Annotated in this window: 26 protein-coding genes, 1 tRNA gene and 1 other RNA gene; 13 read left to right on the top strand and 15 right to left on the bottom strand. The window is 48.9% G+C overall.

Going from position 1 to position 24,360, the window contains the following annotated elements:
• Positions 1 to 5: 5 nt before the first annotated feature.
• Positions 6 to 1,802 carry a DNA polymerase III subunit gamma/tau gene (gene dnaX, locus LG200_RS06330; RefSeq protein WP_226756728.1) on the bottom strand — a complete coding sequence of 599 codons (1,797 nt, stop codon included), beginning with the start codon at positions 1,800 to 1,802 and terminating at the stop codon, positions 6 to 8.
• Between the two features lie 151 nt (positions 1,803 to 1,953).
• Positions 1,954 to 2,051, bottom strand: an RNA gene (ffs, locus tag LG200_RS06325) — signal recognition particle sRNA small type.
• Positions 2,052 to 2,194: 143 nt separating this feature from the next.
• Between ffs and LG200_RS06320 the strand changes: the two genes are divergently transcribed.
• Positions 2,195 to 3,448, top strand: coding sequence for an adenylate/guanylate cyclase domain-containing protein (locus LG200_RS06320; RefSeq protein ID WP_319004540.1), 1,254 nt, complete (start codon positions 2,195 to 2,197; stop codon positions 3,446 to 3,448).
• A gap of 396 nt (positions 3,449 to 3,844) precedes the next feature.
• Positions 3,845 to 4,090, top strand: a complete 246-nt coding sequence (locus LG200_RS06315) for a hypothetical protein (protein WP_226756727.1) — start codon at positions 3,845 to 3,847, stop codon at positions 4,088 to 4,090.
• Positions 4,091 to 4,115: 25 nt separating this feature from the next.
• Here LG200_RS06315 and LG200_RS06310 read toward each other — a convergent pair whose 3' ends face one another.
• Both LG200_RS06310 and LG200_RS06305 read right to left on the bottom strand, forming a co-directional pair.
• Positions 4,116 to 4,286, bottom strand: a complete 171-nt coding sequence (locus LG200_RS06310) for a hypothetical protein (protein ID WP_226756726.1) — start codon at positions 4,284 to 4,286, stop codon at positions 4,116 to 4,118.
• A 509-nt stretch (positions 4,287 to 4,795) separates the two neighbouring features.
• Positions 4,796 to 4,885 (bottom strand) — tRNA-Ser (locus LG200_RS06305).
• Between the two features lie 152 nt (positions 4,886 to 5,037).
• Here LG200_RS06305 and LG200_RS06300 point away from each other — a divergent pair.
• From LG200_RS06300 to ykgO, 4 genes are all read left to right on the top strand, one after another.
• Complete coding sequence (locus LG200_RS06300; protein ID WP_226756725.1) at positions 5,038 to 5,622, top strand: Yip1 family protein; 585 nt, start codon at positions 5,038 to 5,040, stop codon at positions 5,620 to 5,622.
• Between the two features lie 98 nt (positions 5,623 to 5,720).
• Entirely contained in the window at positions 5,721 to 6,236 is a 516-nt protein-coding gene (locus LG200_RS06295) for a glutathione peroxidase (protein WP_404809787.1), read from the top strand.
• An 86-nt stretch (positions 6,237 to 6,322) separates the two neighbouring features.
• Positions 6,323 to 7,327, top strand: a complete 1,005-nt coding sequence (locus tag LG200_RS06290) for a serine/threonine protein kinase (protein ID WP_226756724.1) — start codon at positions 6,323 to 6,325, stop codon at positions 7,325 to 7,327.
• An 86-nt stretch (positions 7,328 to 7,413) separates the two neighbouring features.
• Complete coding sequence (gene ykgO / locus LG200_RS06285; RefSeq protein WP_226756723.1) at positions 7,414 to 7,539, top strand: type B 50S ribosomal protein L36; 126 nt, start codon at positions 7,414 to 7,416, stop codon at positions 7,537 to 7,539.
• 64 nt (positions 7,540 to 7,603) lie between these two features.
• On the opposite strand, the gene LG200_RS06280 is transcribed toward ykgO, so the two are convergent.
• Positions 7,604 to 8,860 carry a CynX/NimT family MFS transporter gene (locus LG200_RS06280; protein ID WP_226756722.1) on the bottom strand — a complete coding sequence of 419 codons (1,257 nt, stop codon included), beginning with the start codon at positions 8,858 to 8,860 and terminating at the stop codon, positions 7,604 to 7,606.
• 145 nt (positions 8,861 to 9,005) lie between these two features.
• On the opposite strand from LG200_RS06280, the gene LG200_RS06275 reads away from it, so the two are divergent.
• The gene (locus LG200_RS06275; RefSeq protein ID WP_226756721.1) at positions 9,006 to 9,302 is read left to right on the top strand and encodes a hypothetical protein; all 297 of its coding nucleotides are present in this window, start codon (positions 9,006 to 9,008) and stop codon (positions 9,300 to 9,302) included.
• A gap of 50 nt (positions 9,303 to 9,352) precedes the next feature.
• Entirely contained in the window at positions 9,353 to 9,868 is a 516-nt protein-coding gene (locus tag LG200_RS06270) for a hypothetical protein (protein WP_226756720.1), read from the top strand.
• A gap of 77 nt (positions 9,869 to 9,945) precedes the next feature.
• Here LG200_RS06270 and cyoE read toward each other — a convergent pair whose 3' ends face one another.
• The 7 genes from cyoE to LG200_RS06235 all read right to left on the bottom strand — a co-directional run bounded on the left by cyoE (position 9,946) and on the right by LG200_RS06235 (position 16,367).
• Positions 9,946 to 10,866 (bottom strand): heme o synthase, encoded by a 921-nt coding sequence (cyoE, locus tag LG200_RS06265; RefSeq protein ID WP_226756719.1) that lies wholly within the window; start codon positions 10,864 to 10,866, stop codon positions 9,946 to 9,948.
• Between the two features lie 12 nt (positions 10,867 to 10,878).
• Positions 10,879 to 11,211: a cytochrome o ubiquinol oxidase subunit IV gene (locus tag LG200_RS06260; protein ID WP_226756718.1), complete on the bottom strand. Its 333-nt coding sequence runs from the start codon at positions 11,209 to 11,211 to the stop codon at positions 10,879 to 10,881.
• Complete coding sequence (locus tag LG200_RS06255) at positions 11,212 to 11,829, bottom strand: cytochrome o ubiquinol oxidase subunit III (RefSeq protein WP_226756717.1); 618 nt, start codon at positions 11,827 to 11,829, stop codon at positions 11,212 to 11,214.
• A gap of 2 nt (positions 11,830 to 11,831) precedes the next feature.
• On the bottom strand, positions 11,832 to 13,811 hold the full coding sequence (gene cyoB, locus LG200_RS06250; RefSeq protein WP_226756716.1) for a cytochrome o ubiquinol oxidase subunit I: 1,980 nt from the start codon (positions 13,809 to 13,811) through the stop codon (positions 11,832 to 11,834).
• 2 nt (positions 13,812 to 13,813) lie between these two features.
• Positions 13,814 to 14,665 carry a ubiquinol oxidase subunit II gene (gene cyoA / locus LG200_RS06245; protein ID WP_226756715.1) on the bottom strand — a complete coding sequence of 284 codons (852 nt, stop codon included), beginning with the start codon at positions 14,663 to 14,665 and terminating at the stop codon, positions 13,814 to 13,816.
• Between the two features lie 464 nt (positions 14,666 to 15,129).
• On the bottom strand, positions 15,130 to 15,621 hold the full coding sequence (eco, locus tag LG200_RS06240; protein ID WP_226756714.1) for a serine protease inhibitor ecotin: 492 nt from the start codon (positions 15,619 to 15,621) through the stop codon (positions 15,130 to 15,132).
• 383 nt (positions 15,622 to 16,004) lie between these two features.
• Positions 16,005 to 16,367 (bottom strand): hypothetical protein, encoded by a 363-nt coding sequence (locus tag LG200_RS06235; RefSeq protein WP_226756713.1) that lies wholly within the window; start codon positions 16,365 to 16,367, stop codon positions 16,005 to 16,007.
• Positions 16,368 to 16,657: 290 nt separating this feature from the next.
• On the opposite strand from LG200_RS06235, the gene LG200_RS06230 reads away from it, so the two are divergent.
• On the top strand, positions 16,658 to 18,886 hold the full coding sequence (locus tag LG200_RS06230) for a RelA/SpoT family protein (RefSeq protein WP_226756712.1): 2,229 nt from the start codon (positions 16,658 to 16,660) through the stop codon (positions 18,884 to 18,886).
• On the opposite strand, the gene LG200_RS06225 is transcribed toward LG200_RS06230, so the two are convergent.
• Positions 18,883 to 19,527, bottom strand: a complete 645-nt coding sequence (locus tag LG200_RS06225) for a DNA-3-methyladenine glycosylase family protein (protein WP_226756711.1) — start codon at positions 19,525 to 19,527, stop codon at positions 18,883 to 18,885. The two genes, LG200_RS06230 and LG200_RS06225, sit on opposite strands and share 4 nt — an antisense overlap.
• Positions 19,528 to 19,716: 189 nt before the next feature.
• On the opposite strand from LG200_RS06225, the gene ada reads away from it, so the two are divergent.
• The 4 genes from ada to LG200_RS06205 all read left to right on the top strand — a co-directional run bounded on the left by ada (position 19,717) and on the right by LG200_RS06205 (position 23,059).
• On the top strand, positions 19,717 to 20,808 hold the full coding sequence (gene ada, locus LG200_RS06220; protein WP_226756710.1) for a bifunctional DNA-binding transcriptional regulator/O6-methylguanine-DNA methyltransferase Ada: 1,092 nt from the start codon (positions 19,717 to 19,719) through the stop codon (positions 20,806 to 20,808).
• Positions 20,809 to 20,841: 33 nt separating this feature from the next.
• Entirely contained in the window at positions 20,842 to 21,495 is a 654-nt protein-coding gene (alkB, locus tag LG200_RS06215; protein ID WP_226756709.1) for a DNA oxidative demethylase AlkB, read from the top strand.
• 142 nt (positions 21,496 to 21,637) lie between these two features.
• Positions 21,638 to 22,333, top strand: coding sequence for a glutamine amidotransferase (locus LG200_RS06210; protein WP_226756708.1), 696 nt, complete (start codon positions 21,638 to 21,640; stop codon positions 22,331 to 22,333).
• Between the two features lie 18 nt (positions 22,334 to 22,351).
• Positions 22,352 to 23,059, top strand: coding sequence for a GNAT family N-acetyltransferase (locus tag LG200_RS06205; RefSeq protein ID WP_226756707.1), 708 nt, complete (start codon positions 22,352 to 22,354; stop codon positions 23,057 to 23,059).
• Between the two features lie 23 nt (positions 23,060 to 23,082).
• On the opposite strand, the gene LG200_RS06200 is transcribed toward LG200_RS06205, so the two are convergent.
• Together LG200_RS06200 and LG200_RS06195 are read right to left on the bottom strand one after the other, a co-directional pair.
• Positions 23,083 to 23,526, bottom strand: a complete 444-nt coding sequence (locus LG200_RS06200; RefSeq protein ID WP_226756706.1) for an HAD domain-containing protein — start codon at positions 23,524 to 23,526, stop codon at positions 23,083 to 23,085.
• A 177-nt stretch (positions 23,527 to 23,703) separates the two neighbouring features.
• Positions 23,704 to 24,303: a hypothetical protein gene (locus tag LG200_RS06195; RefSeq protein ID WP_226756705.1), complete on the bottom strand. Its 600-nt coding sequence runs from the start codon at positions 24,301 to 24,303 to the stop codon at positions 23,704 to 23,706.
• Between the last annotated feature and the right edge of the window lie 57 nt (positions 24,304 to 24,360).

Below are 24,360 nucleotides of genomic sequence, written 5' to 3'. Positions count from 1 at the left end.
TGAGTTTATTGAAGGGGTTTAATGCTGGACGGGATAATATGAGCGCCGAAGTCTTTTACCAGAGCCTGTACAAACCCGTCGTTGTTGATCGCGTCTTCTGCATCAGATTGCAATGCTGCTTTTTCCTGGCTTATCTGTTGAGCTGGCGTATTTCCGCTGCCCCCAACCGCAAATTGCAGTTTCACTTTTCTGCCAAAATGCTGCTCTACTGCTGCTTGCAGTTTCTCTTCATATCCCATGCCTAACAGGTGTTTCTGGGATGGGGGAACAGAAAGTGCAATCTGCTGTTCATCGAAGTGTGACAATTCACAGTTTTGTGCCAATGCACGCGCCAATCCCAGCTTCAGGCGGTCAACCAGGGTACGCCAGTTGCCATCAAAGCTTCTGGCGATTGATGGAGGTTGAGCCTCTGCAGCCGGCTGGCTAGGCAACCCAGCATTAATATGCTCGCGCTCCTGAGCCTCTTCTTTATAAACGCTAGCATGCTGTTGGGAAGCAGGCCCGTCTTCAATTGCCGTAGTGAAAACAGGTGTTAGAGATGCTTCCGCTGTCTGTAGCGGCTCAGCGACTACTGAAGGCTCAACAGGAGAAGGGGCGTGTTTTACCCCATGCGTGCTTTTTCCTATAGACAGAGCCGCACTGGCATCACGCTTTGTTTCTGAAGATTCTGTAGTGGTGCGATTGATTGGAGTGTGAGTTCGAGCAGATGTTTTCTGTTCACCAGGGTTGAAAGCCAGCATGCGCAGCAGTGCCATGGTAAATCCGGCAAACTCATCTGGCGCCAGCCCAAGATCCCGACGAGCCAACAGGGTGATCTGGTAATAGAGCTGCAATTCCTCTGCCCCAAGTTTTGCAGCAAGATCAAGCAGGGCAGTGCGTTCTGGATAATCGTTGGCAATGCTTTCAGGCACGGCCTGGGCAATGGCGACCTGGTGCAGCAGGTTGGCGAGGTCGTTAAGTGCGGCATCAAACGAGATGGCGCGTTGCTCCATGGCATGTGCCTGGCTCAAGAGCGAAGTACCATCATGGTCAATCAGCGCGTTAAGCAAGTCAAATAGGTAACTCTGGTCTATAGCGCCTAGCATGGCGCGTACCTCTTTTTCATTCACGCTGTTCCCACCATAGGCAATGGCCTGATCCAGGAGTGAAAGCGCGTCTCGCATGCTGCCATTGGCAGAGCGGGCAATCAATTGCAGGGCAACAGATTCTGAGGGAATGCTTTCTTGCGCGAGTACGTGCTGCAAATGCTCAGTGATGCTGCTACTGGACATTTGGCGCAGATTAAACTGCAGGCAACGTGAAAGGATTGTGACCGGGACTTTCTGAGGATCGGTTGTTGCCAAGATGAATTTGACATGCTCAGGTGGCTCCTCCAGTGTTTTCAGCATGGCATTGAAGGCATGTCCTGTCAGTTGATGCACCTCATCCAGCATATAGACTTTGTAGCGGCCTTGCGTAGGGGCATAGACCGCTTTCTCCAACAGCGAAGTCATGTCCTCCACACCACGATTGGAAGCGGCATCCATTTCCACGTAGTCAATAAAACTGCCTTTGTCGATTGCAATGCATGCTGCACATATGCCGCAAGGGCTTGCTGTGATGCCGGTTTCGCAATTCAGTGATTTAGCCAGGATGCGGGAGAGGGTAGTCTTGCCTACGCCACGTGTACCAGTAAACAGATAGGCATGATGCAGGCGTTGTTGCTCAAGGGCATTACTGAGTGCACGTACGACATGCTCTTGACCTACGAGCGCATCAAACGATTTGGGGCGCCATTTTCGGGCAAGAACCTGATAGCTCATGGGCTTGTAAACTCAATGGGTGTCATGCGTTATGTGGATCTGCATAGTTTCGGGCCCAAAGTTACTCCCTGCAGAGTAAAGCCGGAAACAAAACGTTTAGGCCTAAAGCAGTACTGATGAATTAGAAATCCATCAGTAAGTCAGTATCTTAAGAGGCGAGCCAAACCCCCGGCACTTGCTTCAATAGTTGTGGCTGCTTCCTTCCGGACCTGACCAGGTTGGCTACTTTGCAATGCGGGGAGGCCCGCCAGACAAGATTCTACCTCAATTCGCTAATCAACAGCCAGTGCTTTGAGCAGCTATATGTGGAGTAAAGATATGGCTTATGGCCAAGGCTTCATATATATTGTGATGATTAGTGGCATGATTAAAATAAAAAAAGAGAACATTCAATGCTTCAAATTGACCGTTATTTGATGCGGTTCCTGCGGCCTTTATTGGGGAATGCTTTTGGCACCGACTCTACCGTGGTGCTGGGGACAGTTATATTGTCGTTCCTGGTACTTGCCGAAAGCCTGGTGTGCGTGTTCTGGATATTTGCCTTGTCCAGCCTGGGAGAAGGCTATGCGTTCATGGCCGCAATCCCTTATGTCTACATCATCATTTCCTACAGCAGCCTGTTGATTTTCTACCGCCTGAAGCGTTTTGATTCATTTACCTTCACCCAACTGGTGATGTTGCTGGTCATCCCGTTTTTCATGCAATGGGTCATTGGCGGGTTCCAGGCTTCAAGTGGCGTGGCTTTCTGGGCAATCCTTTCACCGGTCGGCGCACTGATGATCCTGGGGACAAAGCAATCTACTCCGTGGTTCTTGCTGTTTACAGCGCTTGCCGCCATATCTTGGTATTTGAACGCTTTGTTTGCGGATCATGCATTACCTATCCCCGAGCATCTAAAAAATGGATTTTTTGTGATTAATATGGCGGGCGTTGCCACCATACTTTATATCGCCATGCGATATTTTCAGTCGCAAAAATCTAAGGCCATGGAAGCACTTGCACTGGAGCAGGCGCGTTCCGACCAATTGTTGCGCAGCATTTTGCCAGGGGCTGTTGCCGACAGGTTGCGAGGCGGCAATCAGCGAATAGCCGACAGCCATGATGCTGTAACTATCATGTTTGCGGATCTGGTTGATTTCACACGGATGTCGGCTGATTTGCCTCCTGCTGAAGTGGTTGACTTGCTGAATATGGTATTTCTAAGATTTGATCAACTGGCTGAGAAGTATGGAGTAGAGAAAATCAAGACGATAGGGGATGCCTACATGGTGATTGCGGGTGCTCCTGACGCCAGGCCTGATCATGCCCATGTTATTGCTGACATGGCACTTGAAGTGCCTGAAGTGATAGCCGATCTTTCCAAAACGCTGGGCCAGTCTTTTGCCATGCGCATTGGTATCAATAGTGGCCCTGTGGTTGCCGGTATTATTGGTAACACACGTTTTAGTTACGATTTATGGGGTGATGCCGTCAATGTGGCAAGTCGGATGGAGCATACAGGCTTACCGAATGAAATCCAGGTTTCAGCGGCGACGTATCATTTATTGAAAGATGACTATCTGTTTGAGTCAAGAGGGCTCATTGACGTCAAAGGCAAGGGATATGTAGAGGCTTATTTGCTCAAGGCCAAACGCATTAGGCAGTAAGCATGGCTATTTCAACATTGATCATTATGCCGTAATAGTGCAACAGGGATTGGGCCGATAAGCGCGCGGGCTCTTGCAAAGTCTTCGTCAATGTCTGGTGTACTTCATGACGAGGTTCGCTATGAACGGAATCTTCTTGCCATTGCTGCACATATGCTTGATTTTTTGTTGGACTATGTTTTGCTTGTACGTTCTGAACTCTGCTGCATTGCACGGGTAGCAGCTCATCAACAACCATTCTCTGTTCGTTTACCCCTTTAAGTTTTTATTAAACTTTTCTCCAAAAACTTGTTCGTACATTAAGATGCTTCCTAAAAAGCGTCTAACCCGACCATAGACCCCGCCTTAAAAGAATTTCCCTTGCACTTTATTTAATCATTAAAGGAGAAGGTGAACATGAGAGCAAATCTACTTGTGGTACTGGCGCTAACAGCAGCATTCCCCGCAACAGCAGAAATGTCTGACAACAACTTTGTAGTCGCAGGTGCGACAGGTACTGGAACGACAGGTGCTGATCCTACAGGTACCGATCCAACTGGTAATCCCGCTGGCACCAACCCAACTGGCACAGGCACCACTGGCACAGGCGGTGGTACAGGCGGTGGTACAGGCGGTGGTACAGGCGGTGGTACAGGGCCTTAAAGCAGGAGTTTATTGCTCTGCTTTATTACCAGGCCAAGTGGCGGGTAAAGCCTGTGTTGGAGATTGAATGGGTTGCCCTGACAATTGTCCAGTCCGCGCTGCCGATTGAGGATTTCCAGCCAGTGGTTTCTGCTGGCTGTTCTGGATACGGCTCACCATGCCCCAACAAAGCTAGGGTAATGCTGAAAGTGGCCATCTAATCACCATGCGTGGTATCGGCTTGGCATCCTTGACGCGATGGTATGGTGTAGCGTGCACATGACGCAAAATGCGGATTTGTCACCACTTGATCGCAAAACATGTCCGTCTTGGACAGTAGTTGGGTGAGTTATAGACCCGGCAACTCCACCGCAAAATCTAACTTGCTGACAACGTCCATTGGTGGCCCTAGAAATATGCAGGCGAAGGTGGACTTTGCCCTGCTGGGGCTGAGCCTTGAAGGCAGTTTACAGTAATGCGCCAAATGAACAGCCATGCGCTATATATTGGTCTTTAAGCTGAAAGTCTTGAGGGTTACTTACCTTTGGCATAGTGTGGGACATCATCGGGGATACGATGGTGAAAGTAGTAGGTGCCGCCACGAAGGTGGGATATTTGCCGGTATTCATGAAGGCTCCATAGGGGTGATGTATACACCTATGGAGGCAATCAGTTGTATAAAGCCTCTGGGGCCTGCCAGCAGTATCATGACTTAGAGCCATGATGTGGCGGAGAGGGAGGGATTCGAACCCTCGACAGAGTTGCCCCTGTGCCACCTTTCCAGGGTGGTGACTTAAACCACTCATCCACCTCTCCGCGAATGGAGCGCGGATTATATATCAAGTATTTCCACAAAACCAAGTATTTTGCAGAATTTCCTGGGGAGGTCGACAGCGTAGCATGGTTTTATAGGCATATACTTGCACTAAATACAAAGCCTTATCCATGGAATGCTGGAGGAGATCGTCATGAATCCACTCAAGTTGCTCAAGTTGTTGGTTTCACCTAATGCAGGTTGGAGTGAGTTGGTTGAAAGTCAACCAAGTCTGCATCGTCTCTACTTATTGCACGTAGTCCCATTGGCATTGATTCCCGCGCTGGTTTTATACACAGTCAGCAGATATCAGATGCAAACGACTTTGTTGCATCATGAGGTAGTGATGATGGCACTTGCGGTTTTTCTGGTGCAGTTGGTGGTAATACCAGCAATGGCTTCCATAGTACGGCAGCTTGCAGAGGTGGCGGAGATATATCCTTCGTACCGTCAGGCATTTACATTGACAGCTATTGCGCCTACACCATTATGGATTGCGACATTGTTCTGCCTCCTTCCTAATCTTGCCTTGAATATTTTCATCACTGTATTGGCGATGATTAGCTCGGCCATGCTGGTTTATTGTGGAGTACCGGTGATTTTTAATATTAGCGACAAGAAAGATGCGCTGTTACTGTTCGGTGCTATTGCCATGGCCGGGATTATCGCCTGGAGTTTCTTGATGGTATGCACGCTCATGGTATGGGGGAGTCTGCAAAGCCTGCCATTTGCTGGTTAAGGCTTATCTCGCGCAAGCAAGAGAACATTTATGACATTGCCTGGTCATAACTGGCGAGTATTGTTAATGATAAAGGTTGTGTTGATATGAGGTTTTTTTTGCTTGCGTTATTTGGATTCATGGCAAGCCAGCAGGCAACCGCTGCCTGTGAAGGAGTTTATAGCCATAAGATCAATACATTGCAGGGCAAGAAGCTAGATCTGTGCCAATATCAGGATGTGCCTATCCTCATTGTAAATACGGCCAGCAAGTGCGGTTTTGCGCCGCAGTTTGAGAAGCTGGAGGCTTTATCTGCACAATATAAGGGCAAACTCTTGGTGCTAGGGTTTCCTTCCAATGATTTCCAGCAAGAGCTTGGCACCAATAAGGAGATAGGGGATTTTTGCAAACAAACCTATGACGTGACGTTCCCGATGGCAATTAAAAGCTCAGTGGTAGGGGCTAATGCTAATCCGTTGTATAAAAAGCTTAATGCGCTGACCCATGAGCCACCCCTATGGAATTTCCATAAATACCTGATATTGCCGAATGAGTCAGATGTTTACTCTTACAGCAGTGATGTCAGTCCCGATTCGCCAAAAATCATGCATGTGCTTAAGCCATATCTAAGGTGATTTGATTAATAATTTAATTAACATTCTGATTTTAAATTTGATTATATAAATCAATGGGGCTTGACATGACATTGTAGAATAATGATATGTCTAATATATCCGCTCCATTTTCCAGCCTCACTCCCGACCTCATTCTTGATGCAATGAGCAGTGTCCATATGATGGGTGACGGTCGTCTTCTTGCTCTTAATAGTTATGAAAACCGGGTTTACCAAGTGGGGATAGAAGACGCCCCGGCAGTGATTGTAAAGTTCTACAGACCACAGCGCTGGACCGATGCGCAAATTATGGAGGAACATCAGTTCTCTTTACGTTTGGCAGAGCAGGAGATTCCCGTTGTTGCGCCCTTGATAATTGCAGGAAAAACCCTGCAAGAATATGGGGATTTCAAGTTTGCCGTTTTTCCAAGACGAGGAGGCCGTATCCCAGAGTTGGATCAAGAAGGCCGGTTGGAATGGATAGGGCGTTTTCTTGGCCGCATTCATTCTATAGGCGCCCTTGAAGCGTTCCAGCATAGGCCGCCACTTGATATTGCCAGTTTTGGTGAGGAACCGGCTGCTTGGCTGTTGGCCAATAATTTTATTCCAGCAGACCTTGAGGCCGCTTATCGAAGTGTGGTGGAACAGGCACTTGAGGGAGTGAGGCACTGCTATGCCAGGGCTGGCAAGGTAAGTCATCTGCGTTTGCATGGAGATTGTCATCTGAGCAATTTGTTGTGGACTGATGAAGGTCCACATTTTGTCGATTTTGATGACAGCCGTACTGGCCCCGCGATACAGGACTTGTGGATGCTGCTTTCAGGTGAGCGTGCTGATATGAACATGCAACTGGCAGAATTGCTGGGGGGGTACGAATGTTTTTATGAATTCAATCCTGCTGAACTGCATCTTGTTGAGGCGCTACGTACTTTGCGGTTGATTCATTATTCAGCCTGGATTGCCCGGCGCTGGAATGACCCTGCATTCCCCATGACATTTACCTGGTTCAATACACAGAAATACTGGCAGGACAGGATTTTGGAATTGAGGGAACAAATTGCCTTGATGGCGGAGCCGCCATTGAATGTAACAAATGGCAATAGCTGGAATTAACAGCGACGCAGTATTAATTGCAACATTGTTGCGTTTTTGAATAAAAACATTGATAATGGCAAACATTCTCAATATGAGGTTTGTCCATGAAAATACTATCTTCGCTCAAGTCTGCCAAAGCTCGCCACCATGATTGCAAAATTGTGCGCCGTCATGGCAAAGTTTTTGTGATCTGCAAGAGCAATCCTCGATTCAAGGCCCGTCAGAAATAAAACAATCAAGCTGGATGGATATGTATCGACAAAAGGGAAAGCATGCTTTCCCTTTTGCATGTTTTTATCCGGCATCCGGCTTTTTCTCTAATACCAAGCGGTTTGCCCCAGCTTGAATGCCAAAGTAAATTCCTGCGAGGGCAATCGCGGAAAGTAGCCAGCCTATCGTATGCCAGCTTCCACTCATTTCATGCATTACCCCCATGAAATAAGGGCCAAGCGATGCCATGGTATAGCCTACTCCTTGTGACATGCCCGATAATTGGGCTGCTACAGCTGAGTTGGGACTACGCAGCACAATCAATGCCAAAGCCATGGCAAATCCGCCCCCCTGTCCTAATCCCAGAATGATCATCCATACCCAAAAACCTTCAATTGGCGCATAGACCGATCCCATCAGGCCAGCGTAGATCAATAACCACATCAATGTGATGATGAGTTTCTGGTCACGGAAAAATGAAGATAGCCAAGGCACAGCCAGGGCTGAAAAAACCTGCACCATCACCGAAGCTGAAAGATAAATGCCAGACTCCGCTGGAGAGGCGCCACGCTCTTGCAAAATTGACGGTAACCAGCCAAACACGCCATATGCCAATGAGCTTTGCAAGCCCATGAACAGGGTGACTTGCCAGGCCAATGGGTCGCGCCACAGCACACGGGTATTGTGGTGGGGTTGACTATCTTGCAAGCTGCCTTGTTGACGGAAAGGCCACCATAGCAAAGCTGCAAGGATTGCTGGCAATGCCCAGAAACCAAGGGCGATATCGAGGCTATTGAACATGATCAGCACTGGCACTGCAAATCCTGCGGCCAGTGCCGCTCCCAGGCATAAGGCCATGGTGTAGACGCCCATCATGAGTGTTGCCTGGTGGGGAAATTCGCGCTTTATAATGCCTGGAAGCAATACACCTATCATGCCTATACATAGGCCTGCCAGAAAAGAGCCGCCAAATAGGCCGACATTACCTAGAGTGCCTCGTAACGCAATTCCTGTTGCCAGCAGCAAAAGTAGCGGTACCAGCATGCGTTCAGCAGTCAGCCTTCTGGATAAAATCGGCGCAAACGGAGCAAAAAGGCCCAGGCAGGCAACGGGTAATGTAGTCAATATACCCGCCATGCTGCTGTTCAACCCGTTATGTAATCTGATTTCTGCGAGTATGGGAGAAATGCTGGACAAGGCAGGGCGCAAATTCAGCGCCACCATGATAATCGCCAGAATCAATAGCAGGCGCTGGTTGCGGTTTAACCTTTCCGCGGCGCTAGCCTCTTGTTCTTTACCAAAAAGCTTGGCAGCGGATTGTGGATCGGATTTTGTTTTCATGCACAAGGTCAGTCTTTGTCTGACGTGGGTTTAGGAATGTACCGATATTACTTTCATACTATTGAGATTATCGTATAGATAGGGCACTTGGATCTTGGAAGTGTGAGTTTTATATCAGTGATTGTCCAAATCAATGGAGGACGCCATGCGTAAGCTCGTTGCAATGTTGTTAATAGGTATTTCTTACTCTATTTCTTATCCTGTTTTCTCTGCAGAAATTGATTTGGATAATCCGATTGCCCCTGCTGAGCAAAAGCCAAGGGTTAAACCCGACATCAAGTTACCGTCACCTGGCAAAGTTGATCCATCCAAGAATGAAAAAGAACGTTCAAAACGGCCAGATGCCAACATGGAGCCTTCAAGGGAAAGATTGGAGGGCAATCCTCCTGCCTTGGATCCAGATGCTGAACAGATCAATCGAGGTTCTGTGAGCCCTAATTAGGCAATAAACAGAAGGTGTATCTATGCATAGCGATGACAGGAGTTTTATAAATGATTCAGAATACAAAAGAGACAGAGGACTATTTGGATAGTGTCACTGGGATTTATCCCACTTTGGAAGACGCGCACGAAGTGGCCAGGCAACTGATTGCTAAAGGTATCAGCAAGGACCAGATTCAGATTGCTGGGGCTCGCACGGATGATATGAAAAGCGATGAAGACAGCAATGAAGTGTTGAAAAACGTAGTGGTAGATAGTGCGATTGGCACTACGCTAGGAGCGGGTGTGGGTGCTCTGGGGCAGATTGCTATAGTGGCTGCCAACATCAGCTTGTTTGTAGCCAGCCCATTAATGGCCCCTTTGGCCATGATTGGATGGGGTGCCATGGTAGGCGGCTTTATAGGGGCTGCTAATGGCATCTCCAACCAGGATAGGCATTTTTCAGATTTGGTTAAGGACGCTGTTAGCCAAGGACATTCTGTACTGATCAGTAACACCCGGACAGCGCAGGAAACGGAAGTTGCCAGGGCGGTCATTGGCCAGTCCATGCAAGCACATGTTAAATGAAGGCAATTGTTAGCAGCCATGAAGGAAAAAGCCGTTGCATGCAACGGCTTTTTATTTGTCAATCCGATATTATGAGCTCAATCAACTTTGACTTCTTGCGTGGCAGAGGAGGCCGAGTGTGCCGTTAGCCATAAACTTCGTTCCTCGGGCTGCTTGAAATCTATGGACATCATGATGCTCAAGGCGGTAATGGTGACAATGGAAAACATAAACAACTTCTTCGCCCAGACCTGATCATTGCTGGTTTTGTAACCGGCAAGGGCCATACCTAGCCAGTAGATGCTGATTACGCCTGCTACCACCAAATAGCTGTTGCCGGTATAACCACTCAGGGTGAGCATGACGGCAGCAATCACAAAGGCAATGATGTAGAGCACGATGTGCTTTTTCGTTGCCAGTATGCCTTTTTTAACTGGAAGCACAGGAATCGAGGCAGCGGTGTAGTCCTTGAGACGAAAAATGGCAATGGCATAAGAATGAGGCATCTGCCACAAACTGAAGATCACCAGCAGGATGACAGCCCCCATATCAAACTCATTGCTTACAGCACAGTAACCGATCACGGGAGGCGCAGCGCCAGATAGGCTGCCAATCAGCGTGCCATATACTGAATTGCGCTTGAGATAGAGGCTGTAGGCGCCTACGTAGATAGCAAAGCCAAACAAGGATAGCCAGACGGTGAGCATATTGGTGGCGGCATACAGGAGTGCAATGCCAGCTAAGCCCAGTATGCATCCATAGATAATTGCATTATTTGCCGGAATCAGCCCTCGCACCATCACACGGTTGCGAGTCCGCTCCATCATGCTGTCTATATCGCGGTCTATATAGTTGTTCAGCACACAGCCAGAGGCAATGACTAAGGAAATGCCGATGGCTGTTGCCAGAAACAGGGCGAAATCAATCTCGCCCCTGGATGCCAGGAAGAAGCCTCCGGCAACTGAAATCAGGTTGCCGAAGATGATGCCAGGCTTGGTGATGAGAAGATATTGCTTCATCAAATTGGCTTTTTAATGCCTCATCATATTGTGGTTCAAGTGGAACATGATCCACAGAGAACCAATCACCACAATCGCAATGATCAGGATTGTGAAGATGAAGGCCATGACATTCCAGCGTTGTTCCGAGGAACTGTTCATGTGCAGGAAGTACACTAGGTGTACGATGATCTGCACGACAGCAAGTGCCAGAATACTGATCAGTATGACGCCAGGAGCGAGAGTGGGGTACATCACCAGCGCAAATGGAATTACCGTCAGAATGACAGAAAGAATAAAACCGATTACATACGTCTTGACGCTGCCGTGGCTGGCGCCAGAGTGATCAACGTGCCCGTGTGACATTTACAGCACCCCCATCAGATAAACAACAGTAAATACGCAGATCCAGACAATATCCAGGAAGTGCCAGAACAGGCTCAGGCACATCAGGCGGGTATTGTTGGTCGTGGTCAGGCCCTTGGATGCGACTTGTGCCATCATGACGGCCATCCAGATCAGGCCGCAAGTGACGTGCAGGCCGTGTGTGCCAACCAGCGTGAAGAATGCGGACAGGAAGCCGCTGCGGTCAGGGCCAAAGCCTTCATGGATCAAGTGATAGAACTCATTGACCTCCATGACGATGAAGCCAAGGCCAAACAGGAATGTCACTGCCAGCCATTTAAGGACGCCCTGTTTATTGCCTTTGTGCTGGGCAATCATGGCCATGCCGTAGGTGATGCTACTGAACAGCAGCAGGAAGGTTTCGCCCAGGACATAGTCCAGTTCGAAAATATCCTTGCCGGTGGGGCCACCGGCAAAGCTGGTGCTCAGTACTGCATAGGTCGCGAAAATGGTCGCGAACAGAATGCAGTCCGTCATCAGGTAAATCCAGAATCCAAATATCTTGGTAGATTCTGCGTCGTGATGGTGCTCATGCTCCTCGGCATGAGCGTGCTGTGTATTTAAGGTTTGACTAGACATGTTTACGCCTGACTCGCTTGTTTAGCTTGAATATGTTTGGTTTCAATCGCTGCCACTTCTTCAGCAGGCACGTAGTAATCAATATCACTGTTGTAGCTACGTGCAATGAAGGTGACCAGCATGGCAATGGTGCTGACGATGGCCAGCCACCAGATATGCCAGATCATCGCAAAACCGAATACCAGACTGAATGCGCTGATGATCAGGCCTTCAGAGGCATTTTTCGGCATGTGGATCTTTTCATATTTGGCAGGAACCTGGTTGGCTGTGCCATCCTTCTTCATTTCCCAGAATGCATCCAGTTCCTTCACTTCGGGTACTTTGGCGAAGTTATAGAACGGTGGCGGGGAAGAAGTTGACCATTCCAGAGTGCGGCCACCCCATGGGTCGCCTGTAAGATCGCGGTTCTGATCACGGTCGCGGATGCTGACGTAAAGCTGCAGCAACTGGAACAGGATGGCTGCACCAATGATGAATGCGCCCACCAATGCAATTGCCAGCAATGGAGTCCAGGCTGGGTTGTCATAGTTGTTCAAGCGACGTGTCATGCCCATGAAGCCCAGCAGGTAGAGCGGGACAAAGGCCACGAAGAAACCACTGATCCAGAGATAGGCAGCGATACGGCCAAGTTTTTCATTCAGCTTGAAGCCGAATGCCTTGGGGAACCAGTATACAAAACCGGCCAGATAGCCAAATACCACGCCACCAATAATCACGTTATGGAAGTGGGCGATCAGGAACAAGCTGTTATGCAATACGAAGTCGGCACCTGGGACAGCCAGAAGAACACCAGTCATGCCGCCAATGGTAAAGGTAATGAGGAAACCCACAGTCCAGATGATGGGTGTGGAAAACTCGATACGACCACGGTACATGGTGAACAGCCAGTTGAATATCTTCACCCCGGTCGGGATCGAGATAATCATGGTAGCAATACCAAAGAAGGCGTTAACGCTGGCACCAGATCCCATAGTGAAGAAGTGGTGCAACCAGACAATGAACGACAGGATGGTAATGACCGCTGTCGCCCATACCAGCGAGGTGTAACCGAATAGTTTTTTCTTGGTGAAGGTGGCTACCACTTCAGAGAAGATACCAAATGCCGGAAGAATCAGGATGTACACCTCGGGGTGGCCCCAAATCCAGATCAGGTTGACATACATCATCTGGTTACCGCCGAGATCGTTGGTAAAGAAATGTGTGCCGAGGTAACGGTCAAAAGTCAAAAGGGCAAGAGTGACGGTCAGAACAGGGAAGGCTGCCAGGATCAGGATGTTGGTGCACAGGGCTGTCCATGTGAACACAGGCATCTTCATCAGGGTCATGCCGGGTGCGCGCATCTTAAGGATGGTGGCAAAGAAATTGACCCCAGTTAACAACGTTCCTAACCCGGAAATCTGCAAACTCCATATCCAGTAGTCCACACCGACGCCAGGGCTGTATTCAATGCCAGATAATGGAGGATAGGCCAGCCAGCCAGTTTGCGCGAATTCACCAACTCCCAGGGAGATGTTGATGAGCGCAACACCTACCACAAACAGCCAGAAGCTGAGCGAGTTCAGGAAAGGGAAGGCAACATCGCGCGCGCCAATTTGCAAAGGCACTACGATGTTCATCAACCCAACCATGAACGGCATCGCCATGAAGAAAATCATGATGACGCCATGCGCGGTAAAGATCTGGTCGTAGTGGTGTGGCGGGAGGAAGCCTTCAGAGCCGGCAGATGCAACGGCTAGCTGGGCGCGCATCATGATCGCATCGGCAAAGCCACGCAGCAGCATGATCATGGCCACCAGGATGTACATGATGCCGATTTTCTTGTGATCAACAGAGGTCAGCCAGTCTGACCATAGCCATTGCCATTTTTTGTAATAGGTCAGGGCCCCGACCATCCCAAGGCCCAGCACGCCGACAATCGCCAGCGTGATCATAATTATCGGTTCATGATAAGGAACCGCGTCCAGAGTTAATTTACCAAACATTTTTACTCCTTGCTCCCCGAATGTGAGTGCGCATGCGTACCCGAAGAATGTGTGTACTTTTCAACAATAGCGTCATAGAAGTTAGACGACACTGAAGAGAAACGCTCTATTGGGTTGTTGAATGAAGCTTTTTCCAGAGTGGCGTATTTGCCGGAATCTAGAGTTGTCGATGACTGCTTGACTTCTTGTACCCATTCATTGAATTTTTCTTGCGAGGTGACATTGGCATTGAATTTCATGCCCGAGAAACCATGTCCGCTGTAATTGGCAGACAGGCCGCGATAAACGCCGGACTCGTTTGCAATCAGGTGCAAAGTATTCTTCATGCCGGCCATGGCGTAAATCTGGCTGCCCAGCTGTGGAATGAAGAAGGAGTTCATGACGGTGCCGGAAGTCACTTCAAAGCGCACCGGGGTATTCACCGGGAAAGCCAGCTCATTGACAGTGGCAATGCCTTGTTCCGGGTAGATAAATAGCCATTTCCAGTCAAGTGAGACCACCTGGATGGTTATCTGGGGCTGCTCGGCGACGATAGGTTGGCGCGGGTCCAGAGAATGTGTTGTTTTCCAGGTGATGTAACCGAGAACCAGGATGATAAGAACAGGGATAGTCCAGACAACCGCTTCAATCTTGTTTGAGTGCGACCAGTCAGGAGCATAGGTGGCATTCTTGTTGGATGCCCGGTAACGCCAGGCAAATACGACTGTCATGATAATCACTGGAACTACCACGATCAGCATTAATAGAACTGCCGTGATGATAAGAGATTTTTCTTCTACTCCTATCTGGCCTTTCGGATCGAACAATACAAAGTCACACCCACTCAACAGCAACGTGACAACTAGGGAAGACAACAGACTGAAAAGTCTTGGATATCGCTTTTTTATCATTTCAGCATCTCAAGAATGTAAAGGACTCATAAAACCACCGTACTTCCTAAAAGGAACCTAGTCGCACTTGCCCACAAAGACCCAGAGGCTGTCAAGGTTGAGCTGTTGCTACAGAGCGACATACGCAGGTTTACCATAAACTGTCAGCGTCAATATTAAATACGGCACGCTAACAACCTTATGCTGAGGCGATACAAGGCAATCTTGAAACTAACGAATTACCCAGTTAACCCCCTACGCATTAACCCTACATTTTATACGAATATAGTTCTAAGGCCCATAGAAAAAGCGCCTTTTGAGAGATTTGGTGGTAGTTTTTGCTGATGTGAAATGAATTGTTACATCTGTCGCTATTTGGTAACAATTTGATACATCTGGACGATGCGCTGGATACTGCTTGATTGTCAGCCTGTTACTAAAAGCATTATTTATTGCTCTGTGGCTTGCCGATAGTCCTTGTCTGCTTTCCATATGCGATATTGCACATCAAAACCAACTGGAACATAGACTACGACGGGGAGTTTGCTGTTGTATCTCAAAAAGAAACCAGAGCCATTAGTGCCAACAAATCCTTCACGCTCTGCTTTTTCCGGGCAGGCCATACGCGTCGAGATGGGGCCCGCGATTTTTTCTATCCTGTAATAAGGGTATCCCCAGCCTTGGACTGTATGTTCAACCAAGTCAGCATTGAAGGAATGTCGGTTGCAGTCAATCGACATGGTTTTGCCAACCAATAGTTCAATTTTTTGATCCTCTTCATTCTTCAGGGTTTGTAAGTGGATCACGTATCTGGAATATCCTTGCTCAGCCTGAGGGTAGGGGGCCTTGTTATCAATTTCACCTTCCTGCGCGTAAGCGCTTTGGGGTATGCCAAGTAAGAATACAGGCAAGAAAGCTAACAATGACAGGAAGGGATTCATCAGGTTTCTCCATGGACAAGGTCTATCTTTTTACTTTACCTCAAGCCATGGAGTTTTTCAGGGGATTAATTCACGATCTTCAATATGAGCTGCCGTTGCCGCTCAAGGCGATGATATCCACCACCCAATACCCAAGGATGAAAATCATGATGGCAAATATAAGAAATATTAGAGTCTTGGCCATAGGATGTGTCGTCACCGTGATAAATGTCATATTTACTATAAATCAGGTACGAGGATCCTTTCTTTCAGCCTGGCTCTGACATTTGTGTAGGATAATCCAACGCAGATCCTGGTCGGATTAGGCAATTTGGAGATTTTTGCTTCGAATCAATATGAAAATGGCGCCAACTGGCGCCATTTTTCAAGGAGGCTGTACTGGATTAAATGCGCTCAGGCTTGAATGGTTCCAAGACACAACGCACTTCAAGTACCTTGGCCTCATTTTCTATGCCTTCTTCTTTTTCAAAGCTCAGCTTGGTATTGCGGGGCGCAGTAAATACGACACCATTGGCCTTTTTGATCTGCCCTGCGATATTTTCCAATCTGGCGGCACAGGATTCCACATCATCATGCACCGAGGTTTTCAGCAGGTAATGGTTGTTCAGGTGGTCAAAAATAGCTACAACAGTAGTCCATTGGCCTGGTTGAGGGTTCAGTTTTGACACATCTTCTGCAGCATAGGATTGAGCAGAGAAAACCGTGATCAGGCCCATAGTTAATATGGCTAATGTATGTTTCATCATGTTAGCTTTCTTAGAAGTTGTGAAACCTGTAGACCACCATTAATGAAAAAAGTTGAATTTTTTATCTTTGATTATCTCCACGGACTGAACTATGGCAATTAATGCACATATTCTGTGGATAAGGTTGTGGGCGGCGTCAGGATAGGACTGCTAAGTGCTTGTTGCAGAAAATGCGGTGCAGCCTGGTTATAAAAAGAGCAAGTATTGGCGCGGCTTGCAGGGCAGGTATGATGTACGCGAACACAACTTTGCTGCAGGACATATGACGCAGATTAATGAGATAATGTCACATGGTTTTTGTTCCTGATCTTTTGTCCCAGGCCAGCGCCCAGGGAGCCCTGGATGTCGAGTCCTGGCTGGTCTCCCTAGGTGAAAAGTATACGCCTGAGGAGGCGCTGCTTGTTCGCCACAGCTGCGAGTTTGTTCAGCCTTTCTATTTTGAGCGGAAAGAGGTGACCGGATTAAGCGTCTTCCATCATGTGGTGGGCGTTGCTTCCATACTGGTTGGCATGGGCATGGATGCCGATACCATCGCGGCCACCATCCTGCATGCATGCCCTGAATATGTGCCCGATTGGCAGGCTGTATTGCATGAGCAGTTTGGTGGCAATATCTGCGCCTTGGTTGAAGGCATTGCCCGGATGGAGCAGATTCAAGGTTTCAGCCGCCCGGATGCCATGCTGGCAAAAGATCGCAGGAAAGAAGGGGAGGCACAGCAAGGGCAGGTGGAAAGCCTGCGCAAGATGCTGCTCGCCATGGTTGAGGATATCCGCGTGGTACTGATCAAGCTTGCGGACAGAGTGGAAACACTACGCAGCCTGAATGGGACCAGTGAGCCTGATCAGCAGCGTATTGCCTATGAGGCCAAGAGTATTTTTGCCCCGCTGGCCAACCGCCTTGGCATATGGCATATCAAATGGGAGCTGGAAGACCTGTCCTTGCGCTTTCTGGAGCCCAAGCTCTACAAGGAAGTGGCAACCCTACTGGCTGAAAAGCGGGTCAGGCGAGAGCAATACATCAACGAGGTGCTGGATATCCTGAAAGCCCAGCTTGATGTTGCAGGCATCAAGGCGGAAATGACGGGCCGTCCCAAACATATCTACAGCATAGTCAACAAGATGCGGCGTAAGCATCTTTCATTCAATGAGCTGTATGACGTGCGTGCAGTGCGTATCCTGGTTGATGATGTCAAGGATTGCTATGCCGCTCTCGGCCTGATCCACAATCTCTGGCAACCGATTCCAAAAGAGTTTGACGACTATATTGCCCGTCCCAAGAGCAATAACTATCGCTCTTTGCATACAGTCGTGATCGGGCCGCGCAATCTACCGCTGGAAATCCAGATACGCACACATGAAATGCACCAACATTCAGAGTTGGGGGTGGCCGCCCATTGGCGTTATAAAGAAGGCGGCAAGGCCGACACCAAGTTTGATGACAAGATCGTGTGGTTGCGCCAGATCCTTGAGTGGAAGCAGGATGTGTCTGACAATGGCGGTGCCATCGAGCAATTCAAGAATGAGTTGTTCCATGACAAAGTCTATGTGCTGACACCGCAAGGCAGGGTGGTGGACTTGCCACGTGGCGCGACGCCTGTGGACTTTGCTTATATCCTGCACACTGACCTTGGCCATCGTACGCGCGGAGCCAAGGTGGATGGCAGCATCGTGCCGCTTAATTACAAACTGCAAAATGGCCAGCGTGTTGAGATCATGGCGGCCAAACAGGGCGCGCCCAGCCGTGACTGGCTCAACCCCAATCTCGGCTATCTGCAAAGTTCACGTGCAAGAGCCAAGGTGCGGCACTGGTTCCGTTACCAGAATTTTGAGGAAGATGTTTCTCAAGGCCGTATCCGCCTGGATAGGGAGTTGCATCGCCTGGGCCTGGTAGACCTGAATCAGGAAAAAATTGCGCAAAAACTGCATTTTACCAAGCTTGACGAATTGCTGGCTGCGATAGGCAGGGGGGAGATAGGCGAGCATCAGATTGCCCAGGCATTGCAAGCCGAGCTGCCAGCCAAGGCGGAAGAATCCGAGGCGCCTTTCCAGATCAAGGCGGGTACCACAGAAGATTTGCCTTCAGGCATTCTGGTAGAAGGCGTTGGTAACTTAATGACTTATATGGCGAAATGCTGCAAGCCTGCGCCACCTGACCCAATTGTGGGCTATGTAACGCGTGGCCGGGGCGTGACTATTCACCGTCAGGCTTGTCCATTTATCAAGCGGCTTGCAGTGGATAAACATGATCGCTTGCTGGCAACGCAATGGGGCAGCCGTCAGGAGATGCTGGCTGCAGTGGATATTGATATAGAGGCTTACGACCGTCAGGGGCTATTGCGTGATATCAGTGATCTGTTTGCTCGCGAGCGCGTCAATGTCACCCAGGTCAAAACGAAAAGCCGTAACAACCAGGCCAGAATGCGCTTTTCGATTGAAATTTCAGGTCTGGGCCAGCTTGACCGCCTGTTGGCGTTATTGCGCCAAGTACCCAGTGTCAACGAGGCCGTGCGCCATCTTTAAGGCTGCTTTTGATGACGCGGCACACGCCATAGATACCAAGCGGCTGCGGTGCGGTAAGGGCTCCATGCTTCACTGAACAATTTCATTGCCTTGCTGGCTGGTGCTGCATCCAGTGATTTAAGCCTGCGATAGCCTTCGCGGATACCCAGGTCATCCGCTGGCAGGATATCTTGCCTGTCCAGTGTGAACATCAGTAGCATTTCTACCGTCCACTGGCCTATGCCTTTTAATGTGACTAATTGCCTGATCAGGTCCGCATCCGTCATCTTTGCAGCCTGTATCTGGGAAGGTACGATCCCATTTGAGACGCCTTGCGCAATGCCATAGATAGTGGCAATTTTTCTGCCGGAAAAACCACAGCCCCTGAGAGTATCTACATTGGTTGCCAATAACTGGGATGGTTGGGGAAACTGGCCATCAAACAAGCAAAGCAGGCGGGCCAATATGGCATCTGCGGCCTTGCCATGGAGCTGCTGATATGCCACGGCCCTGACCAGGGCTTCGTAAGGCTCTCTTTCTGCTTGAGCCTGATGCTGGCAGGGGCCAAGTGTTTTTATAAGTTGTGCCCAGTCTGGATCTATGGCGGCCAGAAAACTCGAGGCTTTTATAAGGTGAGTATTGGCTTGGAACGGTGAACTCATGATGATATGTTGGATATAGAGTTGTCGAGGATAATCTTTTCAGCTTTATTTTCCATCCGGATATTGCTTTTAATTTTCCTTGATACTCGTGAGTGGCAAAGCTGAATTCAAAAGCAATATCCGGAATGCAGGGCAGGTACAAGGCTGGTAGATTGACGATTATTACTTTATTCATCGAAGTTGACTATCATGAAATTGTCTTTGAAAACGGCCAAGGCCGCAGCAACTGAAAATGACGTGCGATGGCAAGCGGTGCTTGGACGGGATAGCGCTTATGATGGTCAATTTTATTATTCTGTGAGCAGTACAGGCATCTATTGCCGGCCTTCCTGCGCTGCACGCCGGCCCCGGCCTGAACATGTCAGTTTTCATGACAGTATTGAGGCAGCCGAGCACGCTGGATTCAGGCCCTGCCAACGGTGCAAACCCAATGATGCGACGCTTGCCGAGCAGCATGTTGCGTTGATTGCCAATGCCTGCGAGATGATAGAGCAAGCTGAACATGCCTTTACCTTGAAGCAACTTGCACAAAAATCTGGCATGAGCAGTTTTCATTTTCATCGTTTATTCAAGTCGGTGACCGGGCTTACTCCCAAGGCTTATAGCTCAGCCCACCAGCTTAAAAAAATGCGTAATGGCTTGCGTCATAGCGGTAGCGTGACGGAGGCAATATTCGAGGCAGGATATAACGCAAACAGCCGCTTTTATGAAAAATCCATGGCAGGGCTGGGCATGACACCGTCCCGGTTTCGCAGAGGGGGCATTAATACGCAAATCCGCTTTGCGGTTGCAGAGTGTTCCTTGGGCTCAATGCTTGTCGCCAGCACTGCCAAAGGTATATGTGCCATTTTGCTGGGTGATGATCCAGGGCAGTTGTTGCATGAGTTGCAGGATGCCTTTCCCAATGCTGAGTTATTGGGAGGAGACGAAGGGTATGAGGAAACAGTGTCGCGAGTGATCGGTTTGGTAGAGGCGCCTGCAATAGGCTTGGAGCTGCCGTTGGATATTCAGGGAACAGTATTCCAGCACCGGGTATGGCAGGCGCTGCGGGATATACCGCCTGGTGAGACCGCCAGTTACACTGAAATTGCAGCCAGGCTGGGCGCTCCTCGTGCAGTCAGGGCCGTCGCATCCGCTTGTGCCGCAAATAGGCTGGCGGTGGCAATTCCGTGTCACCGTGTCGTACGTAGCGATGGCGAGCTGGCAGGGTATCGCTGGGGGATAGAGCGTAAGCGCACCTTGCTGGAGCGAGAGTCGAATTGCGATGACGGAGGCCAATAATCTTGATTTCATCATCCGCGTAATAGATTAAATATGAGCGCTGATTTATTCGATTTTATGGAACCACAGGCACATTGCGAGTCAATGGGAAGGGATGCTTTTGTTCTCAGGCGTTTTGCTCTGCCATTTGAGCAGGATATCTGGGGAGAGTTGCAACAAGTCGTCTGGTTGTCTCCACTGCGGCATATGACAACTCCAGGCGGTTTCAGGATGTCGGTCGCCATGACCAACACTGGCAGGCTGGGCTGGATATCTGACAAGACAGGTTATCGCTATGATGAAATTGATCCCTTGTCAGGCAGGCCCTGGCCAACCATGCCATCAGCTTTTAAGTCACTGGCGAAGAGTGCAGCCAGTCATGTGGGATTTGAAGGGTTTGAGCCTGATGCCTGCCTGATCAACCATTATGAGGCAGGAGCCAGGCTAAGCCTCCATCAGGACAAGGACGAGCGAGACTACGCCCAGCCAATAGTTTCTGTATCGCTGGGTTTGCCTGCAACATTCTTGTTTGGCGGACTTGCCCGCACTGACAAAACCTTGCGCACTGTACTCCAACATGGAGATGTCGTCGTATGGGGTGGTGTTTCAAGGTTGAACTACCATGGGATATTACCACTCAAGCCTGGGCGACATCCATTGACAGGAGAGTGCAGGATCAATCTCACATTTCGTCATGCGGGAAGTTAATTAATCACTGACCCTGATATTTTGTGAAATCTGGATGATCATCATTGCCTGGTTTTTTGCTAAATTCCCTATATTCCGTGATTATCTGGCACCAGGCCCTGATAACATCTGGACAGACTTTAAATATTTGAGAGTTTAGTTGATGAAAACTGCAATAGCCCTGCGCCATCTTGCGTTTGAAGACCTCGATGGCATAGCGCCGGTTCTGGAGGAGGCGGGATACCAGATACAGTATATCGATGCACCTTCAGCAACTGACAGCGACTTCAGGCGGGCACTGAATGCTGATGTGCTATTCGTGCTGGGCGGCCCAATTGGCGTTTACCAAACGGATGATTATCCATTTCTGCAACAGGTGATAAATGTTACCAGGACGCGCCTTGAGAGTGACAAACCAGTCCTTGGCATATGTCTGGGTGCCCAGATCATGGCCTGTGCACTGGGGGCCGATGTTTATGCTGGTGAACAAGGCAAGGAAATTGGCTGGAGCCCTTTGTCATTGAGTGAGAAGGGCAGGGAGTCACCACTGGCCGCGCTGGCGGATGCCTGTCCGGTGCTGCACTGGCATGGTGATACGTTCGACCTGCCCGCAGGTGCTGTGCATCTGGCCTCCTCCGCACTGTACATTAACCAGGCATTTGCATATGGCAGGCATGGCCTGGCGTTACAGTTCCATATTGAAGTCACAGCGGTAGGGCTGGAGCGCTGGTATGTTGGCCATGTGGGAGAGCTGGCTAATTTTTCCGTGCGGGATCTCCGGCGCCAAGGTCAGCAACTGGCGCCCGCGTTGCAGCCAAAGCTGCAGGCAGTGATCACGCAATGGCTTTCCCAACTTTAAAACCCCTTCAGGTGAAACATGACGCTTAATCAATATGGCCAACCAATTGGCCCAGGCTTGCCTGATTGGCAGATACGGCCATTGCCCCCTCATCATCAACTTGTTGGGCAGTATTGCCGGCTTGAGCCTGTGGAAAAAAAACATGCAGAAAGCTTGTTTGCTGCTTATCAATTGGCACCTGACCACCGGGATTGGACTTATATCGCAGTTGGCCCGTTTGACGACTTCAACAGTTTTGAACAATATGTTCTGGAATTGGAATCCTCGCATGACCCATTGCACTATGCTGTGATAGATATCCAAACTGGGCGTGCGGTAGGAACCTTGTCCCTGATGCGAATAGATCCGCGCAATGGGGTGGTGGAGGTTGGATTCGTGGTTTACTCGCCGCTCCTGCAAAAATCAAGAATGGCAACTGAGGCACAATTTCTGCTGATGCAGCACGTGTTTGACGATCTTGGCTACAGGCGTTATGAATGGAAGTGCGACAACTTGAATGTACCATCCCGCGCTGCGGCCCGTAGGCTGGGGTTCAGTTTTGAAGGGGTGTTCCGCCAGGCCGTGGTCTATAAGGGACGCAGCCGTGATACTGCCTGGTTTTCCATTCTTGATCGAGAATGGCCAGGATTGCGGGATGCCTACCAACGCTGGCTTGCACCTGGAAATTTTGACGGGACTGGGCAACAGCGTGTGCGCTTGTCCGAGTTTATTGAAGCGAAGCGATAAAGCTGATTAATATGGTTCGAACATCAATTCATTGACGCCTGTTGTGGGCTGAGGCTCGATTTCAGCTTGGTCAGGGCGTGGATATTGTCCTCAGTCAGCCCAGTATCCGGATTACAACGTACCATGCGGTTAAATGATTCCGGGAAACCCGCATCGTCCAGTACTATCCATGATTGATGGTCTCCGCAACATTTAAGCCAGTCGAAAATTTCCGATAACCGCCAGTATTCTTCTTGCATGTCCTCTTGCAAATCTGGAGTCGTGCCGATGATACGCGATTTGATATCGTCGGAAAATATATGGCAAATATCTTCAAAAGGCATATTTTTGCGCCATTTACTACTGACAACAATTCGTATTTCCTGATGCATCCGTAACCAATTTTCCAGCAACGGCAATTTGCTGAAACTTTTATTGGGTTGGTCTGTGGGATGCAGTACACCGTCAAAACTAAGAAAGAGAATCATGAGTGAGGGATTGGCCTAAATCGCGCAAAGATTATTTTAAATGTATGTATAGGATATTCAACATTTGTTATGGGAATGTTACAACTTCAAATGAAAGCACATGACATTGTAAAAAGAATGATGCAGGACGTTGTGCAGTTTTCTTGAAGTGGCCCGGTTTGACGGGCCACGGTTTTGTTATTGAATTTCTGCCACTTTGCCAAGTTGTTTGATGAACTCTGCAATATTATTTTGGATAGATTTTTCGTTTGCAATCCTTAGGCGGGCAATAGCCACTGCCGCATCTGAGAAGGTAGCTGTCCCGGTTGCCTTGATGGGCAAGACCTTTTCAAAACCATCCTTATATACGCGATAGTTGACATTAGAAACGACATCAAATGTCAGGCCGATTAGGGGCTGCTCCAAAGAGACCAGGTTTGCATCGATTTTATATTGGGTACCATTGGCATCCGTTGCGGTCAGGCCTGCCAATATGAGTGATTCCTTCAATGCCCCTTCAAAATTTTCCTGACTGACTTGGGAAGTCCACATCGGATTGGTAGCCTTTCCTCCAGTCACTGCAGCAACGGTAAATTTACCTTTTTGTACAGGGTTCACGGTTTGAATAGTCTCTGAATTAATCAGCATGGCTTCCTTTGTTGCTGGTGATGCGCAGCCAGTGAGTGCAGCCAATATCAATAGAGGAATAATGTTCTTTTTCATTGTTATATAACCCTGAGTAATGAGATGAATTGATGCATATGCATCAAGGGCGAAGTTTAATGGATTAATGCTCATTTACTATACCCACTCAACCTATCAACTAATCTCATCACTCGACTTCCATACTCAATA

This window comes from Methylobacillus caricis (assembly GCF_020532705.1).
In the GTDB taxonomy this organism is placed as follows: domain Bacteria; phylum Pseudomonadota; class Gammaproteobacteria; order Burkholderiales; family Methylophilaceae; genus Methylobacillus; species Methylobacillus caricis.
The sequence above is the reverse complement of the archived record's forward strand: the minus strand, read 5'-3'. Positions and strand labels throughout refer to the sequence as shown.